This window comes from Salinifilum ghardaiensis (assembly GCF_054491345.1).
Genome location: NZ_CM137101.1, coordinates 4,930,377 through 4,945,000, shown reverse-complemented (window position 1 = coordinate 4,945,000; position 14,624 = coordinate 4,930,377). Strand labels below are relative to the sequence as shown.

At 70.2% G+C, this 14,624-nt stretch carries 11 protein-coding genes, 1 tRNA gene and 2 rRNA genes (1 of these 14 only partly in view); 8 read left to right on the top strand and 6 right to left on the bottom strand.

The window, feature by feature from the left end; translation table 11 throughout:
• Nucleotides 1–999 (top strand): 23S ribosomal RNA (locus tag ACVGV0_RS22565); it begins 2,098 nt to the left of the window's first position.
• 106 nt (nt 1,000–1,105) lie between these two features.
• Nucleotides 1,106–1,222 (top strand): 5S ribosomal RNA (gene rrf / locus ACVGV0_RS22560).
• 560 nt (nt 1,223–1,782) lie between these two features.
• On the opposite strand, the gene ACVGV0_RS22555 is transcribed toward rrf, so the two are convergent.
• The 3 genes from ACVGV0_RS22555 to ACVGV0_RS22545 form a co-directional block, all read right to left on the bottom strand.
• Nucleotides 1,783–3,822: a PhoX family protein gene (locus ACVGV0_RS22555; RefSeq protein WP_459160107.1), complete on the bottom strand. Its 2,040-nt coding sequence runs from the start codon at nt 3,820–3,822 to the stop codon at nt 1,783–1,785.
• Nucleotides 3,823–4,170: 348 nt separating this feature from the next.
• A complete protein-coding gene (locus ACVGV0_RS22550; RefSeq protein ID WP_459157686.1) occupies nt 4,171–5,397 on the bottom strand; it encodes an MFS transporter in 1,227 nt (408 codons plus the stop codon).
• A 217-nt stretch (nt 5,398–5,614) separates the two neighbouring features.
• Nucleotides 5,615–7,459, bottom strand: a complete 1,845-nt coding sequence (locus ACVGV0_RS22545; protein WP_459157685.1) for an acyl-CoA dehydrogenase — start codon at nt 7,457–7,459, stop codon at nt 5,615–5,617.
• A 650-nt stretch (nt 7,460–8,109) separates the two neighbouring features.
• Between ACVGV0_RS22545 and ACVGV0_RS22540 the strand changes: the two genes are divergently transcribed.
• Complete coding sequence (locus ACVGV0_RS22540) at nt 8,110–9,219, top strand: esterase/lipase family protein (protein WP_459157684.1); 1,110 nt, start codon at nt 8,110–8,112, stop codon at nt 9,217–9,219.
• 43 nt (nt 9,220–9,262) lie between these two features.
• The gene (locus ACVGV0_RS22535) at nt 9,263–10,102 is read left to right on the top strand and encodes an SAM-dependent methyltransferase (RefSeq protein WP_459157683.1); all 840 of its coding nucleotides are present in this window, start codon (nt 9,263–9,265) and stop codon (nt 10,100–10,102) included.
• Nucleotides 10,103–10,281: 179 nt separating this feature from the next.
• On the opposite strand, the gene ACVGV0_RS22530 is transcribed toward ACVGV0_RS22535, so the two are convergent.
• Together ACVGV0_RS22530 and ACVGV0_RS22525 are read right to left on the bottom strand one after the other, a co-directional pair.
• Nucleotides 10,282–10,770, bottom strand: a complete 489-nt coding sequence (locus ACVGV0_RS22530) for a hypothetical protein (RefSeq protein ID WP_459157682.1) — start codon at nt 10,768–10,770, stop codon at nt 10,282–10,284.
• Nucleotides 10,771–10,939: 169 nt separating this feature from the next.
• Entirely contained in the window at nt 10,940–11,167 is a 228-nt protein-coding gene (locus tag ACVGV0_RS22525; protein ID WP_459157681.1) for a hypothetical protein, read from the bottom strand.
• 62 nt (nt 11,168–11,229) lie between these two features.
• On the opposite strand from ACVGV0_RS22525, the gene ACVGV0_RS22520 reads away from it, so the two are divergent.
• The gene (locus ACVGV0_RS22520; protein ID WP_459157680.1) at nt 11,230–11,511 is read left to right on the top strand and encodes a type II toxin-antitoxin system YoeB family toxin; all 282 of its coding nucleotides are present in this window, start codon (nt 11,230–11,232) and stop codon (nt 11,509–11,511) included.
• A 165-nt stretch (nt 11,512–11,676) separates the two neighbouring features.
• Here ACVGV0_RS22520 and ACVGV0_RS22515 read toward each other — a convergent pair.
• Nucleotides 11,677–11,751 (bottom strand) — tRNA-Gly (locus ACVGV0_RS22515).
• Between the two features lie 76 nt (nt 11,752–11,827).
• Here ACVGV0_RS22515 and dcd point away from each other — a divergent pair.
• The 3 genes from dcd to ACVGV0_RS22500 all read left to right on the top strand — a co-directional run bounded on the left by dcd (nt 11,828) and on the right by ACVGV0_RS22500 (nt 14,618).
• Nucleotides 11,828–12,409, top strand: a complete 582-nt coding sequence (gene dcd / locus ACVGV0_RS22510) for a dCTP deaminase (protein WP_459157679.1) — start codon at nt 11,828–11,830, stop codon at nt 12,407–12,409.
• A 251-nt stretch (nt 12,410–12,660) separates the two neighbouring features.
• Nucleotides 12,661–14,070, top strand: a complete 1,410-nt coding sequence (locus ACVGV0_RS22505) for a sugar porter family MFS transporter (RefSeq protein WP_459157678.1) — start codon at nt 12,661–12,663, stop codon at nt 14,068–14,070.
• Between the two features lie 233 nt (nt 14,071–14,303).
• Entirely contained in the window at nt 14,304–14,618 is a 315-nt protein-coding gene (locus ACVGV0_RS22500; protein WP_459157677.1) for a hypothetical protein, read from the top strand.
• The last annotated feature ends 6 nt before the right edge of the window (nt 14,619–14,624 follow it).

Genomic DNA, 14,624 nt, shown 5'->3' with positions numbered 1-14,624 from the left:
GGCGGTGGTAACTATAACCATCCTAAGGTAGCGAAATTCCTTGTCGGGTAAGTTCCGACCTGCACGAATGGCGTAACGACTTCTCCGCTGTCTCGACCACAGGCCCGGTGAAATTGCATGACGAGTTAAGATGCTCGTTTCGCGCGGCAGGACGGAAAGACCCCGGGACCTTTACTACAGCTTGGTATTGGTGTTTGGTGCGGCTTGTGTAGGATAGGTGGGAGACTGTGATGCGGGCACGCCAGTGTTCGTGGAGTTGTTGGTGAAATACCACTCTGGTCGTTCTGGGCATCTAACCTTGGTCCGTGATCCGGATTGGGGACAGTGCTTGGTGGGTAGTTTAACTGGGGCGGTTGCCTCCTAAAGGGTAACGGAGGCGTCCAAAGGTCCCCTCAGCTTGGTTGGGAATCAGGCGGTGCGTGTAAGTGCAGAAGGGGGCTTGACTGTGAGACTGACGGGTCGAGCAGGTGCGAAAGCAGGGACTAGTGATCCGGCACTTCTGTGTGGGTGGGGTGTCGCTCAACGGATAAAAGGTACCCCGGGGATAACAGGCTGATCTTGCCCGAGAGTCCGTATCGACGGCAGGGTTTGGCACCTCGATGTCGGCTCGTCGCGTCCTGGGGCTGGAGTTGGTCCCAAGGGTTGGGCTGTTCGCCCATTAAAGCGGCACGCGAGCTGGGTTTAGAACGTCGTGAGACAGTTCGGTCCCTATCCGCCGCGCGCGGAGGAGACTTGCGGAAGGCTGTCCCTAGTACGAGAGGACCGGGACGGACGGACCTCTGGTGTGCCAGTTGTCCCGCCAGGGGCAGGGCTGGTTGGCTATGTTCGGAAGGGATAACCGCTGAAAGCATCTAAGCGGGAAGCCTGTTTCAAGATGAGGTCTCCCTCCCCATGTGGGTTAAGGCTCCCAGGAGATGACTGGGTGGATAGGCTTGGCATGGAAGCGCAGTAATGTGTTTGTGAGTGGACGAGTACTAATCAGCCGAGTGACTTACCAACTCCCCTGTTTGTGGGCTGTTGGGTGGGGTGATGCGTGGGGTGTTCACACCTGCTGATCGGCTTCTCAAGCATCGTCCCCACCACGGTGGTGGTGGGGTGTGGGGTTGTCGGTGGCTATGGCGGGAGGGGTAGGCCCGGTCCCATTCCGAACCCGGTAGCGAAGTCTCCCTGCGCTGATGGTACTGCACTCGGTGGGGTGTGGGAGAGTAAGGCGCCGCCGACACAACACGAAAAGAAAAAGAGGGGTGGGGTTGTTGAGCCCGTCCACGCTGGGAGGACCAGGGGGTTTTCCCGGGCGGGGGTGGGGGTTCCGACTCCACCCCTTTTTTTCGTTGTGTGTGGGCCTGTGTTGGGCCGTGTGGGGTGTGGGTGTGACTCCTGGGTGGGGGTCTCGCCCGCGCCCCTTTCTTTGTGTGTTTTCCCCCTTTTTTTGCCTTTGTTTCCGCGTCGTGTGGCCCCCGGGGGGTGGGGGTCTGGTGGGTGTTTCGGTCGTTGGTTGTCCTGTCCGGGCCCGGTTTCATGTGTCCGGACTTGGCGTGTGTCGGGGGTGCCCTGCGAGGCGTCGGGTGCTCTGCGGGGCGGGGGTGCTCTGCCGGTCCTGTCCGCCCCTCGACCGACATGCCGGTGCGAGCCGGGGGTGGCCCCGTCGGTTCGGTGAGTAGCTGGCTGCGGCGGGCCCGGGCCGGTGCCGCAGCACTCGCTGCGGCACCGGCCAACGGTGAACACCGATCGACGGTGGGCCTCGCCAGGTCAGGACCAGGTCAGGACCAGGTCAGCACCGGGTCAGGCGCCGATCCTGCCGCCGTCGGCGCGCGTGACGGTCACGACCGCGGGCCGCGCTCGGGAGGTACCACCATCGGGCCAGTGCGACGAGGGCTCGTCCTCGTCGTTCTCACCGGGGTGCTGCACGCAGACGAGGACGAACTCCTCCCGCACCACCGGTCCGCAGGTCTCCGCCCCGACGGGCACCGTGAGGAACTGCTTGGTCAGCCCGCGATAAGGACCCTCCAGGGCGACGCCGAACAGCCCGTCGTTCGAGCCGAGCTCGTTGCCGTCGGTGGAGACCCACAGGTTGCCGTACGGGTCGAAGGCCACGTTGTCCGGGCATGAGATCGGGCTGACGCGGGACTTGTCGAACCCGCCGAAGTACGTGTTCGGGTCCTCGGGGTCGCCGCAGACGAGCAGCAGCCGCCACGCGAACCGCGTCCCGGTCGGGTCCCCGTCGATCTCCAGGACGTGCCCGTGCTTGTTGCCGGTGCGCGGGTTCGGCTCGTCCGGTCCGGCGTGCCCCTCGGCCCCGCGGTTGCCGTTGTTCGTCAGCGCGCAGTAGACGCGCCCGTTGTGCGGGTTCGGTTCGATGTCCTCGGGGCGGTCCATCTTCGTCGCACCCACCGCGTCCGCGGCCATGCGGGTGAAGACGTAGACCTCCTCGGCGGTGAACCCGGGCACGTGCGACTCGTCGCCGGTGGCCAGCGGGATCCAGGTGCCGCTGCCGTCGAACTCCCCGTCGGAGGGCAATTTTCCGGAACCGTCGATCTCGGAGTCGGGGCTGTCGCCGGTGAACGTGCCGACGTAGAGCGTGCCCTCGTCGAGCAGCCCCATGTTGTGCCGCCGGGCGTGCCGGCTGGTGCCGGGCTTCACGCGTCCACTGGAGACGAACTTGTAGATGTACTCGAACCGCTCGTCGTCGCCGGAGTACGCGACGACGCGCCGGTCCTGGCTGATCCGGATGGTGGCGCTCTCGTGCTTGAAGCGGCCGAGCGCGGTGTGCTTGACCGGGGTGGAGTGCGGGTCGTGCGGGTCGATTTCGACGATCCAGCCGAAGCGGTTGGGCTCGTTCGGTTCCGCGCGCACGTCCCAGCGCTGGTCGAAGCGCTCCCACTTGCGGTCGCTCTCGCCGGTGCCGATGCCGTAGCGCTCGAGGCGCTCCCGCCGCTCGGGGTCGTTGACCGCGTCCGCGTGGCCGAAGTATTGGTGGAAGTTCTCCTCACCGGAGAGGACCGTGCCCCACGGGGTCTTGCCGCCGGCGCAGTTGTTCTGCGTGCCGCGGACCTTCGTGCCGGTGGGGTCGGCGTTGGTGCGCAGGAGTTCGCTGCCGGCGGCGGGGCCGCGCACCTCGAACTCGGTGTTGAGCGTGATCCGGCGGTTGCGGCTGCTTTCCACCGGCCGCAGCCCGCCGCTGCCGTCGTCCTCGACGGCGACGACGGACAGCCCGTGCGCGGCCCAGGAGATCCGCACCTGCTGCTCGGTGGGGTTCTCCTCGTCGTAGGACGGGAACATGTGCGGTTCGGTGGTGTACTCGTGGTTGACCACGAGCAGCTGCTGGCCGTCGACCTCGACGATTTCGGCGAAGTCGTTGTTGTAGCCGAACTGCTTCTCCTGGGCTTCGGGGCTCTGGTCGTGGAAGTCGAACTCGGGCGCGCCGGGCAGGACCGGGTCGCCCCAGCGGATCACGACGTTCTGCCGGTGCTCGTCGGGGATGGTGACCGCGTCGCGCTGGTTGCCGGCGACCGGTTCGAAGCGCAGCCCCATCGGTTCGGGGCCGGTGGTCGGGGCTGCGGCTGCGGGGGCGGCCTGCGCGGTGCTGCCGAGCACGGCCATCCCGCCGGCGCCGAGGGCGACCACGCCGGCGCCCCTCAGCGCGCCGCGGCGGCTGACGATGCCGTCGACGACGTCACCGAAGTAGCTGTTCTCAGAGGTGTTGGGGGGTTCGTGGGCGCACTGGTCGCCGCAGCGGTACCGGCACGTCGTGGCGGAACGCTTGGCGGAGAAGTGCGTCAGCAGGGGGAGGGGAATGCCGCGGCCCGTGGTGGCGGGGTGCATTTCGGGAGACAACGGACCTCCACGCGTTTCGTCGGGAACCGGCGGGAAGGGTAGGAGCGCGGGCCGAGTTGCGGAGGACGCCGAGGTGAACGGCGCGCGAACGCGGTCGGCCGATTCGGTGCCGGGGGTGTGTATCGGCGCACATGCTCGCACGCGCTCGGGGGTGAATCGATGCTTTCGTCGGATTCGCCCGCGCGTTGCGGCCGGTCGGTGCAGCCCGCTGGTCCGGTCGCCGTCCGCCGGGTCCCACCGGCTGGCGGGGTTCCGCCGCGCGTCGAACGACGAGGGCCGGGACCGCACCGGTCCCGGCCCTCGTCCGTGCTGGGGTTCTCGTCGTTGGGGTTCTCGTCAGAACTCCTCGCCGACGAGCGCGGCCTCGGCGGGCACCTGCCGCTTGTTGGCCTGCTGGCTGCGCAGCTCGAAGGCGAGCAGCACCGCGGAGATGACGCACAGGGCGGCACCGACGGTGTAGGGCGCCCGCTGCGAGCCGAACCAGGTGGCGATGTGGCCGACGAGGGTGGCGGCCGCGGCGCCGCCGAGCCAGCGGCAGAAGTTGTACCCGGCGCTGGCCACGGGCCGGGGTGCGTCGCTGATGCTCATGGCCGATCCGGTGAACAGGGTGTTCAGCAGTCCGGAGGCGATGCCGCTGAGGATGATGGCGAGCACGACCACGGGGCGCGGTCCGAGGGCCATGATGCCGAGCAGCACGGCGTAGAGGACCACGGCGAACAGCGTGGCGCCGACTTCCCCGAGGCGGGCGGCCAGGCGCGGTGCCAGGGCGACACCGGCGACGGCGACGCACAGGCCCCAGCCGAAGAAGACGAGTCCGACGGCGATCGCGCCGTACTGCAGGACGAACGGGGACCAGGCGAGCACGATGAAGAACGAGGCGGTGTAGAACACCGAGCCGAGCGAGGTGCGCAGCAGCCCGGGGTGCTTCAGGGCGCGCAGCGGGTCGAGCACGCCCACGGGGGTGCGCTGGCTGCGCGGGCCGTCCTTCGGCAGGAATGCGGCGGAGAGGATCAGCGCGGCTGCCATGAGCACGCACGTTCCGGCGAAGGGGCCGCGCCAGGAGAGGTGGCCGAGCAGCGCGCCGAGCAGCGGACCGGCGGACATGCCGATGCCGAGCGCTGCTTCGTAGAGCAGGACGGCCGCCTGCTGCCCACCGCTGGCCGCGCCGACGATCACGGACAGCGCGGTGGCGATGAAGAAGGCGTTGCCCAGGCCCCAGACGGCGCGCAGGGCGATGAGCTGGCCGATCGTGCCGGCGAGCGCGCACAGCAGGGTGGCGGCGACGATGAGGGTGAGTCCGGTGACGACGGTGCGCTTCGGCCCGTACCTGGCGCTGAACGCGCCGGTGACGAGCATCGCCACGACCTGCACGCCCAGGTAGGAGGCGAACAGCAGGGGGACCTGCTCCTGGCCCGCGTCCAGCGCGTCGGCGATGGACAGCATGATCGGGTCGACGAGCCCGATCCCCGCGAACGCGATCACGGCTGCGAACGCGGTGACCCAGACGGCCTTGGGCTGGCCTGTGAACATGTCGAGCAATCGCGTGCTGTGCCCGCCGCTCATGGACGTCGCTCCTCGTGCTGTGCGGAGGTCGAAACGAACACCTATTTCGCTAGGCTAACTTTTGACGAGAGCAAGGACAAACCGGAGTGACTCGGCTCTCAACGCGTTCTTCCGGCATCGATGCAGGCCAGGGCCTCGAGGGACGCGAAAAGGGTGCCGCCCCGGGGCAGGGGGCGGCACCCTTCGGCGCGCGGTGCGAGCGGAGCGGGCGGACCGATCAGAACGCCGCTTCGTCCAGCTCCATCAGCGAGTTGTCGGCGGCCTCCACGACCTTGCGGCGCGCGGTGAGCTCGGGCAGCACGTTCTTGGCGAAGAACCGCGCCGAGGCGATCTTGCCCTCGTAGAACGGGGCGTCCTTCGCCGCGGCGCCGGCCTGCAGCGCGCGCTGGGCCACCTCGGCGTGGCGCAGCAGCAGCCAGCCGAGCACCACGTCGCCCATGGACATGAGCAGGGTGACCGCGTGCTGGCCCACCTTGTAGACCTCGCCGGTGTCCTCCTGCGCGGAGGTCAGGTAGCCGATCATCGCGCCGAGCATGCCCTGGGCGTCCTCGAGCGCGGTGCCGAGCAGGCGCCGCTCCGCGGCGAACGGGTCGTCCTCGCCGCCGGGCTGCAGCGACTGCTGGATCTGCTCGGCGACCTTGCCGACCGCCGCGCCGTTGTCCTTGACGATCTTGCGGAAGAAGAAGTCCTGCGCCTGGATCGCCGTGGTGCCCTCGTAGAGGCTGTCGATCTTCGCGTCGCGGATGTACTGCTCGATCGGGTAGTCCTGCAGGTACCCGGAACCGCCGAGGGTCTGCAGCGACAGCGTGAGCATCTCGTAGGCGCGCTCGGAGCCGACGCCCTTGACGATCGGCAGCAGCAGGTCGTTGACCGCGTCCGCCTCACCGGGGTCCGCGCCGGCGTGCTTGGCCTGGGCGACCTCGTCCTGGTACGTGGCGGTGTACAGGTACAGCGCCCGCAGCGCCTCCGCGTAGGACTTCTGCAGCATGAGGATGCGCCGCACGTCGGGGTGCTGCGTCGTGGTCACGCGCGGGGCGGTCTTGTCGGCGGCGCGGGTCAGGTCCGGGCCCTGCACGCGCTCCTTGGCGTACTCGAGGGCGTTGAGGTAGCCGGTGGACAGCGTGCCGATGGCCTTGGTGCCGACCATCATCCGCGCGTACTCGATGACCTGGAACATCTGCGCGATGCCCTGGTGCACCTCGCCGAGCAGCCAACCCTTGGCGGGCACGTCGTGCTGGCCGAAGGTGAGCTCGCACGTCGCGGAGACGTTCAGCCCCATCTTGTGCTCGACGTTGGTGACGTAGGCGCCGTTGCGCGCGCCGGGCTCGCCGGTGTCCGAGTCGAACAGGTGCTTCGGCACGAGGAACAGGCTCAGGCCCTTCGTGCCCGGCTTCGACTCGACGCCGGGGCCTTCGGGGCGGGCCAGCACCAGGTGCATGATGTTCTCGGTCATGTCCTGGTCGGCGGAGGTGATGAACCGCTTGACGCCCTCGAGGTGCCAGCTGCCGTCCTCCTGCTGGACCGCCTTGGTGCGGCCGGCGCCGACGTCCGAGCCGGCGTCCGGCTCGGTGAGCACCATGGTCGCGCCCCAGCCGCGGTCGATCATGAGCTGGGCCCAGTGCCGCTGCTCCTCGGTGCCGTTGCGGTGGAGGATCGTCGCGAAGCTCGGACCGGCCATGTACATGAAGATGGCCGGGTTGGACCCGAGGAGGAGCTCGGCCGCGGCCCACTGCACCGACGGCGGGATGCCGTAGCCGCCGAGTTCGTCCGGCAGGCTCAGCCGCCACCACTCGCCCTCGTTGATCTGCTGGTAGCTCTTCTTGAACGCCTCCGGCAGCGTCACCGAGCCGGTGCTCGGGTCGAACGCGGCGCCCGTCCGGTCGCCCTCCTCGAAGGACTCGGCGAGCGGTCCGGTGGCGAGCGTGTTCAGCTCCTCCAGCACGCCCCGCACCGTGTCCTCGTCGGACTGCTCGAAGGCGCCCTCGCCGAGCCGTTCGTGCACCTGGAGTACCTCGAACAGATTGAACTCGAGGTCGCGGATGTTGCTCTTGTAGTGCCCCATGGAAGGCTCCCTCTCGCACGTGCGTGGGCGGGCCAGCTCGCCCCAGCTTCTTACTCGTGGGTAACAAGAAGGGTATTACTTGGCAGTAACCGTTGCCAAGGTGGTGGCGGCGAACTTCGGTGCACGCGCGTGCCCAGCGGGGACGGCCGTTCCACGGCCGTCCGCCTCGGCGGCGGTTGTCCTCCTCCGGCGCCCGTTCGCGTCCGCCCGACGCCCGTTCGCCCCCGGCGACGGCTGCCCTCCTCGGCGGCGGCCGTCCGCGCCGCAGAGCCCGCCCGGTGCCCGCGTCGCGGCGGCCGAGCGGCCTCCCCGCCTGAACACCCACCCCGCCTGTCGAGCACCACACCCCATGAACCCGCCCGAGAAACGGGATCACCCCTGGTGAGCCCGTTGCCGGTCGCGGACGCGTTCGGTCCGCAGGGGCGGCGGAGGACGCGGGTGCCGGGAAAGCGGGGCGTGGTGAGGGGGAGCGCGGGAATGGCGCGGTGCTTCGCGCGCTGATCGTCCAGTCGCCACGCCGGTGAATCCGTCACCCGGTCGAAGTGCATCCGAGGCTTCGCGCCGCGCGCGCCGCTGTGAGCTGTGCTGTCGTTTTGCTCGTGCCCACCGCGCGCAGCTGCTGCGGGAGAAGCGAGGGAAAGGCGGGACCGATGGCCGGACCCGGTCGACCGGGACGGGGCGTGCTGCTGGCGATCACTGCGGTTCTGATCGTGACGGCCGGCGTCGTGGTGCAGCACACCGCGGAGGACCGCCCCGAGCGGATCTCCAGCGCCGAACCGGGTGGGCAGGATGCCGGGCTGCCGGGCGCCGAACCGGAGGGCGCCGAACCGGAGCGGGGGAACACCGGGAACCCCGTCTACTTCGTCCACGGCTACGCACCGGACGGCGCCGTGGACTGCGAGGCCTACTGGGGCCGGGCGCAGCGGGAGTTCCGCGAGCGCGGGTGGCGCGGACCGCTGCGCACCGTCGGCTTCTACGCCGGTGACACGGACTGCGACGTCACCGTCGGCGAAGACATGCAGGTCTCCACGGACACCAGCATCACGCGCATCGCGGCCACGTTCGCGCAGTTCCTCCACCGCACGCACACCCGTGCGGGCGAGCCGGTCGACCTCGTGGCCCACTCGATGGGCGGGATCATCACGCGCGCGGCCCTGCTCGGCTCGGCCCGGGGGTGGGCCGGGTATCCGAACGGCAAGCTGCGGGTGGGCGCGGTGACCACCCTCGGTACGCCCCACGGCGGGCTGTCCTGCGACCTGCGCCCGGAGTTCTGCGTGCACGACCAGCTCCGCCAGCAGGCCCCCGGCTCCGAACTCGTCGACGTGCTGCACTCCAGCCCCAACCGCCTCGACCGCGCGTGGGCGGGGGACACGGAGTGGCACGTCATCGGTTCCGAAGAGGACGCGCTCATCGACACCGGCTCCGCGGTGCACGAGGGGTTCCCCGTCGACGCCAGGTACCGGTACCTGCGCGGCGGGGACGTCGCTCTCACGCACACCGCGGTGCACGCGGCCCGCGCGGGCGCGTACCGCGTGCTCGTCGAACGCCCCGGGCGCGGTGCGCAGCTGCACGAGGCCGCGCCCCCGCCGTTGGCGATGGCCTTCCGCGCGGCCGCGAGCACGCGGGCGCCGCCGGACGCGTGGTCGGCGCACGTGGCGCTGCGCGATCCGCTGGGCGCGCGCGAGGGCGCCGCGACCCCGGATCCGGTCTCGGCCGCACCACCCGGTGCGCCCCGCGGGAGAATGCGCACACCCCCGTAGGTCGTTCCTGGTGAGCCCTGTACGCGGAGGTGCGGCGGAGGGCATGATCAGCCGCATGGTGGAACTCGCCGACGACCCGCGGTCGGAGGACGCGCGGCTGCACCTGCCGAGCCTGGCGCGCATGAACGACTACATGCTCGGCGGGTCGGCGAACTTCGCGATCGACCGGGAGGCCGTCGACGGGTTGAGCGAGGTCGTTCCGGACGGGCCGTTCTTCATCCAGGCGACCCGTTCGTTCCTCACCCGGGCGGTGCAGCACCTGGTGCGCGAGGAGGGCGTCGACCAGTTCCTCGACCTCGGCTCCGGCATCCCCACCGTGGGCAACGTGCACGAGACCGCGCAGCGGCACGCCCCGCACGCGCGCGTCGCCTACGTCGACGTCGAACCGCTCGCCGTGCACCACGCCCGGCGCCTGCTCGGGGGCAGCGCGGAACGGGTGAGCGTCACCTGCGCGGACCTGTGCGACCCGGACGCGGTGCTCGGCGCGCCCGGCGTGCGCGAGCTGATCGACTTCACCCGGCCGGTGGCAGTGCTCGCGGTCGAGGCGCTCTCGTTCGTGGCCGAGGACGAGCGGGTGCGCGAGGTGCTCGCCGCCTACCACCGGGCGACGGTCCCCGGCAGCTTCCTGGCGATCAGCCACGCCTCCCGCATCGGCTGGAGCGAGGAGCAGCTCGCCGCGATGGTCGCGGCCTCCGAGCGGGCCGCCACGCCGGGACGGGCGCGCACGCCCGCCGAAATCCGCGCGCTGCTGCCGGGGTGCTCCTTGGTGGAACCGGGGCTCGTGCCGGCACCGCGCTGGCGACCCGAGCGCGAGCCGAGCGAGGCGGAGGTCCGCAGCAGCAACTGCTACGTCGCCCTCGGTCGCCGCGAGGCGGCTGGATGAGGTCCGCGGGGCGGTGCGAGGCAGCGGCGGGCAGGGATGTCGCGGGTCCTCCGGTGCAGCGCGCCCGATCCGCGTGGCGGGCTCCTGCGCGTGGTGGCGCTCGCCAACCGCCGCCATCGGGCCGGGACTCCGCGTCGCGGGCCGTCCGGTTCCGCGCCCGCCCGTCCGCGGGGGGCAGGTCAGTCGGTGGCGCGTTCCCTCCTGCGCACCCACTCACGCGTGCCCGGCGAGAGGACGAGCCCGAGCGTGAGGATCGGGCCGGGCAGCGCGAAGCACAGGAACGCCACCCCCATGCGCTGGAATGCCTTGGTGTCGGCGTCCTCGCCGTGCGCGATCTGAATCAGCAGGTGCACGATCTCGCCGAGGACCATCGCGATCGCCCCCGCCGCACCCGCGGCCACCAGCCGGCGCCCGACCCTCCTGCGCAGCAGCAGCGCGACGGATCCCCAGCCCAGCGCCACCACGACCAGGAGGTTGCCCGTGCCCCCGAGCACGTCCATCAGATCCGTCCTGCGCAGCCACTCCCCGAAGGACCCGCTGTAGTGCAACGACTCGACGCTGGCGCCGACCCAGGCCCCGTGCGGCACGAGCCCCAGGATCGCGAGCAGGGCCGCGGCAACGGCCTGGGAGGTGTTGTCGTGCCTGCTGGGGTCCGGTTCTTGCGCCATGGATGCGCGTTCTCCTCGGAGTCGGCTTTCGGTGACGGCGCGGGTGCGTGGCACGTGCGCGCGGCGCGCAGCGGTGCCCGAGTGCACATCACGGTCGGGATGCGCAGCAATCAGATGCACGAATTGTGCTGCGCGTCATGTTCCGCGCTGATTCTCGCCCGGCAGGTGTTCACCGCTGCGCGGTCGGCTGCTCCCGACGCAGGCGGCGATCGGAGGCGACGACGAGGGCGACGTGCGCGGCACCGCCGGCGAGGAGCACGGCGAGCTCCCCGGCGAGCGGGCCGTCCCAGATCAGGCTCGTGAAGGTCAGCGCCGCGAAGAACGCCAGGAATCCGGCGATGCGCCACCGCCACCACCAGCGGGGGCGGTGCACGAAGGGCCAGACCGTGCGCTGCATCGCCGCCAGGCTATGTCGAAGCGGGTGGTGGGCAGCGGCGGGGCACGTCGCGCGCAGCTGGGTTGGTCCGGGGTGAGAACGCCTGGGAAGACTACGTGCGGTGGCAAACCCGGGGCCGCGGGGTGCTCGAGCGGATCAACGCGCTCATCGAGCGCAACGGCAACGAGGGCTTCGGCGAACCTGAGCCGCTGGAGCACGGTTTCCAGGGGTATTGGTACCGCCGGAGCGACGAGGCAGGCCCGAGCCGCGGGCCGGGGGTGGCGGACCGGGGTGGCGACGTGGTCACCGGCTACGGCGAAGGGCGCTCGATCTGCGCGGGGACCGGTCAACGGGGGGAGCGGTGAAGGGGGCGCGGCGATGATGCCGGCCCCGCCGGGGGCCTCGACCTCCGTCGGTCGGCAGCGCGTGCGTCGGCTCGTTGCACCCTCGTTGCACGCGGGGCCCGCTGGACAGCGAAAAGGCCTCCCCGCCGGAGCGGGAAGGCCCTCGCTGCGCTGCGGTAGCGCTGTTGGAGCGGATGACGGGAATCGAACCCGCATTCTCAGCTTGGGAAGCTGATGTTCTGACCATTGAACTACATCCGCACCGCCTCCGCGGCACATACACGTTAGCACGGCGGGCGCCGAAGATCCACTGGGGGGATCCGGATACGCTGCTCGTGTGTTGTTGAGCGACCGAGACCTGCGTGAAGAGATCGATGCGCAACGCCTGGAGCTGGACCCGTTCGAGGCCGCGCTGATCCAGCCGTCCAGCATCGACGTCCGCCTGGACCGGTTCTTCCGCGTCTTCGACAACACGAAGTACACGCACATCGACCCGTCGCGCCAGCAGGACGAGCTCACCTCGCTGGTGGAGAACACCGACGAGGACCCGTTCGTGCTGCACCCGGGCGAGTTCGTGCTCGGCTCCACGTTCGAGACGGTGCGGCTGCCCACGGACCTCGCCGGGCGCCTGGAGGGCAAGTCCTCGCTCGGCCGGCTGGGGCTGCTGACGCACTCCACCGCGGGCTTCATCGATCCCGGTTTCAGCGGGCACATCACGCTGGAGCTGTCGAACGTGGCGAACCTGCCCATCTCGCTGTGGCCGGGGATGAAGATCGGCCAGCTGTGCCTGTTCCGCCTGTCCAGCCCCGCGGCGGCGCCGTACGGCTCGCGCGAGGCCGGTTCGCGCTACCAGGGGCAGCGCGGGCCGACGCCGTCGCGGGCGTACCTGAACTTCCAGCAGGTCGACACGCGCCGCTGAGCGTTCGCGCGTCGCACGCACGCAGCGTTGCCACGATGCTTCGCCCTCCTCGACTGTCACGATTCGGTATCGACGCAGCGTGACGAGAGGGCGTGTCGATCTCCGCTCGCCTGCTCCAAAGGAGTGAGTGATGAGTCTCACTGACTACAGGGGAAGTTCAGATGTGCTTCAGACATTAAATTGTGCGGGCCCGCCGCACTGAAACGATCCCGCAACGGGGCGGATCGGCGAACGGGTTGGAGGAGGGCTCGATGTCCATCACGAAATCGGGTGCCTCAGGCGCCGGGACCGAGCACCTGGGGCACGTGTTCACGATCGCCGGGGTGGCGGCCCTCGGCGGTTTCCTGTTCGGTTACGACACGTCGGTCATCAACGGCGGCGTCGACGCGATCCAGGCCCACTTCGGGGTCAGCGCCGCCGTCACCGGTTTCACCGTCGCCGCGGCCCTCATCGGGTCGGCCGTCGGTGCCGGCATCGCCGGAGGGCTGGCCGATCGCATCGGCCGCATCCGGGTGATGCAGCTGGCCGCCGCACTGTTCATGATCAGCGGCATCGGCTCCGCCCTGCCGTTCACCGTGTGGGATCTCGCCACCTGGCGGGTGGTCGGCGGCATCGCCGTCGGCATCGCCTCCGTGATCGGTCCCGCCTACATCTCCGAGGTGGCCCCGCCGAGCTACCGGGGGCGTCTCACTTCGCTGCAGCAGCTGGCGATCGTGCTCGGCATCGCCATCTCGCAGCTGGTGAACTACGGGATCGCCTCGCTGGCCGGCGGCAGCGCCTCCGGTGCGCTCGGTCCGCTCGACGCCTGGCAGTGGATGCTCGGCATCGAGGTCGTGCCCGCGCTGATCTACCTGGTACTGGGGTCGATGATCCCCGAATCGCCGCGCTACCTCGTGCGCGCCGGCAAGCGGGAGAAGGCCCGCGAGGTGCTGAGCACGGTCGAGGGCGGCGATCCGGACGCCAAGATCGACGAGATCGCCGGCGCGCTCGGCAGCGAGCGCAAGCCGCGGCTGAGCGACCTGCGCGGTCGGGCCGGGCTGCTGCCGATCGTGTGGATCGGCATGGCGATCGCCGCGCTGCAGCAGTTCGTCGGCATCAACGTCATCTTCTACTACTCCTCGTCGCTGTGGCAGTCCGTCGGCATCGACGAGAGCAACTCGCTGCTGCTGGCCCTGATGCAGTCGATCGTGAACATCATCGGCACGCTCGTGGCGATCGCCTTCATCGACCGGATCGGCCGCAAGCCGCTGCTGGTGATCGGCTCGCTCGGCATGACCGTGGCGCTCGCGATCACCGGGTTCGCGTTCACCCACGCCCAGGTCGCCGGTGAGGACGCGACCATGCCCGCCGCGTGGGGCGCGACGGCGCTCGTCGCGAGCAGCGCGTTCGTGTTCTTCTTCGCCAGCTCGTGGGGCGTGGTGATGTGGGTGCTGCTCGGCGAGATGTTCCCCGTGCGCATCCGCGCGGCCGCGCTGGCGCTCGCGACGGCGACGAACTGGATCGCGAACTGGCTGGTCACCGTGTCCTTCCCGAGCATGCGGGACTGGAACCTGCCGATGACGTACTACCTGTACGCGGTCTTCGCGCTCGTGTCGACCTTCCTGGTCGTGCGCTACCTGAAGGAGACCAAGGGGCGCACCCTGGAGGAGATGAGCGGTTGAGCGGGTCCGCGGATCGGCCCGAGCGACGTGCGGGGCGCCCGGTTCCGGGCGCCCCGCACGCGTGCGCACCCCCACCGGCACCCGCCTCCGGCGGACCGCCGGACGAGGGCCTCCGGTAACCGGGCGGGGTGAGCGTGGGCCGCTGCGCATGCGGCCCGACCGCGGCGGTTCTAGGACTGGGGGCGGCGGAACGCCCGCCACCGCAGCAACCGACCGTGGTCGAAGGGAAATCGATGAACCGTTCGCACATCGGCAGGACCGCCGCCGTGGCCGCGCTCGCGCTGGGTCTCGGGGCCGTTGCCGGACCGGCCGCCTTCGCCGAGCCGCAGCCGAGCAGTGATCCGACCTCCGGGCAGACGACGACCGTCGAACTCACCCCGGAGCAGACGGCCGCGCTGTTCGAGCAGATGGAGCAGGTGGCGCCGTTGAGCGCCGTTCCCGCTGCGCAGCAGGTCCCCGCCGGGCAGCAGGAGCCCGCTCAGCAGCAGGAGCCGGCCCAGCAGCAGGCGGAGGCCGACACCCAGCAGCTCGCTCCGCTGCCGCAGTGATGCCGT

Excerpts from the sequence above, each read along its gene's own strand:
- ACVGV0_RS22525 (WP_459157681.1), bottom strand. The coding sequence starts at position 11,167 with ATGCAGCGCACGGTCTGGCCCTTCGTGCACCGCCCCCGCTGGTGGTGG.
- ACVGV0_RS22530 (WP_459157682.1), bottom strand. The coding sequence starts at position 10,770 with ATGGCGCAAGAACCGGACCCCAGCAGGCACGACAACACCTCCCAGGCC.
- ACVGV0_RS22545 (WP_459157685.1), bottom strand. The coding sequence starts at position 7,459 with ATGGGGCACTACAAGAGCAACATCCGCGACCTCGAGTTCAATCTGTTC.
- ACVGV0_RS22550 (WP_459157686.1), bottom strand. The coding sequence starts at position 5,397 with ATGAGCGGCGGGCACAGCACGCGATTGCTCGACATGTTCACAGGCCAG.
- ACVGV0_RS22500 (WP_459157677.1), top strand. The coding sequence starts at position 14,304 with ATGAACCGTTCGCACATCGGCAGGACCGCCGCCGTGGCCGCGCTCGCG.
- ACVGV0_RS22535 (WP_459157683.1), top strand. The coding sequence starts at position 9,263 with ATGATCAGCCGCATGGTGGAACTCGCCGACGACCCGCGGTCGGAGGAC.
- ACVGV0_RS22505 (WP_459157678.1), top strand. The coding sequence starts at position 12,661 with ATGTCCATCACGAAATCGGGTGCCTCAGGCGCCGGGACCGAGCACCTG.
- ACVGV0_RS22540 (WP_459157684.1), top strand. The coding sequence starts at position 8,110 with ATGGCCGGACCCGGTCGACCGGGACGGGGCGTGCTGCTGGCGATCACT.
- ACVGV0_RS22555 (WP_459160107.1), bottom strand. The coding sequence starts at position 3,822 with ATGCACCCCGCCACCACGGGCCGCGGCATTCCCCTCCCCCTGCTGACG.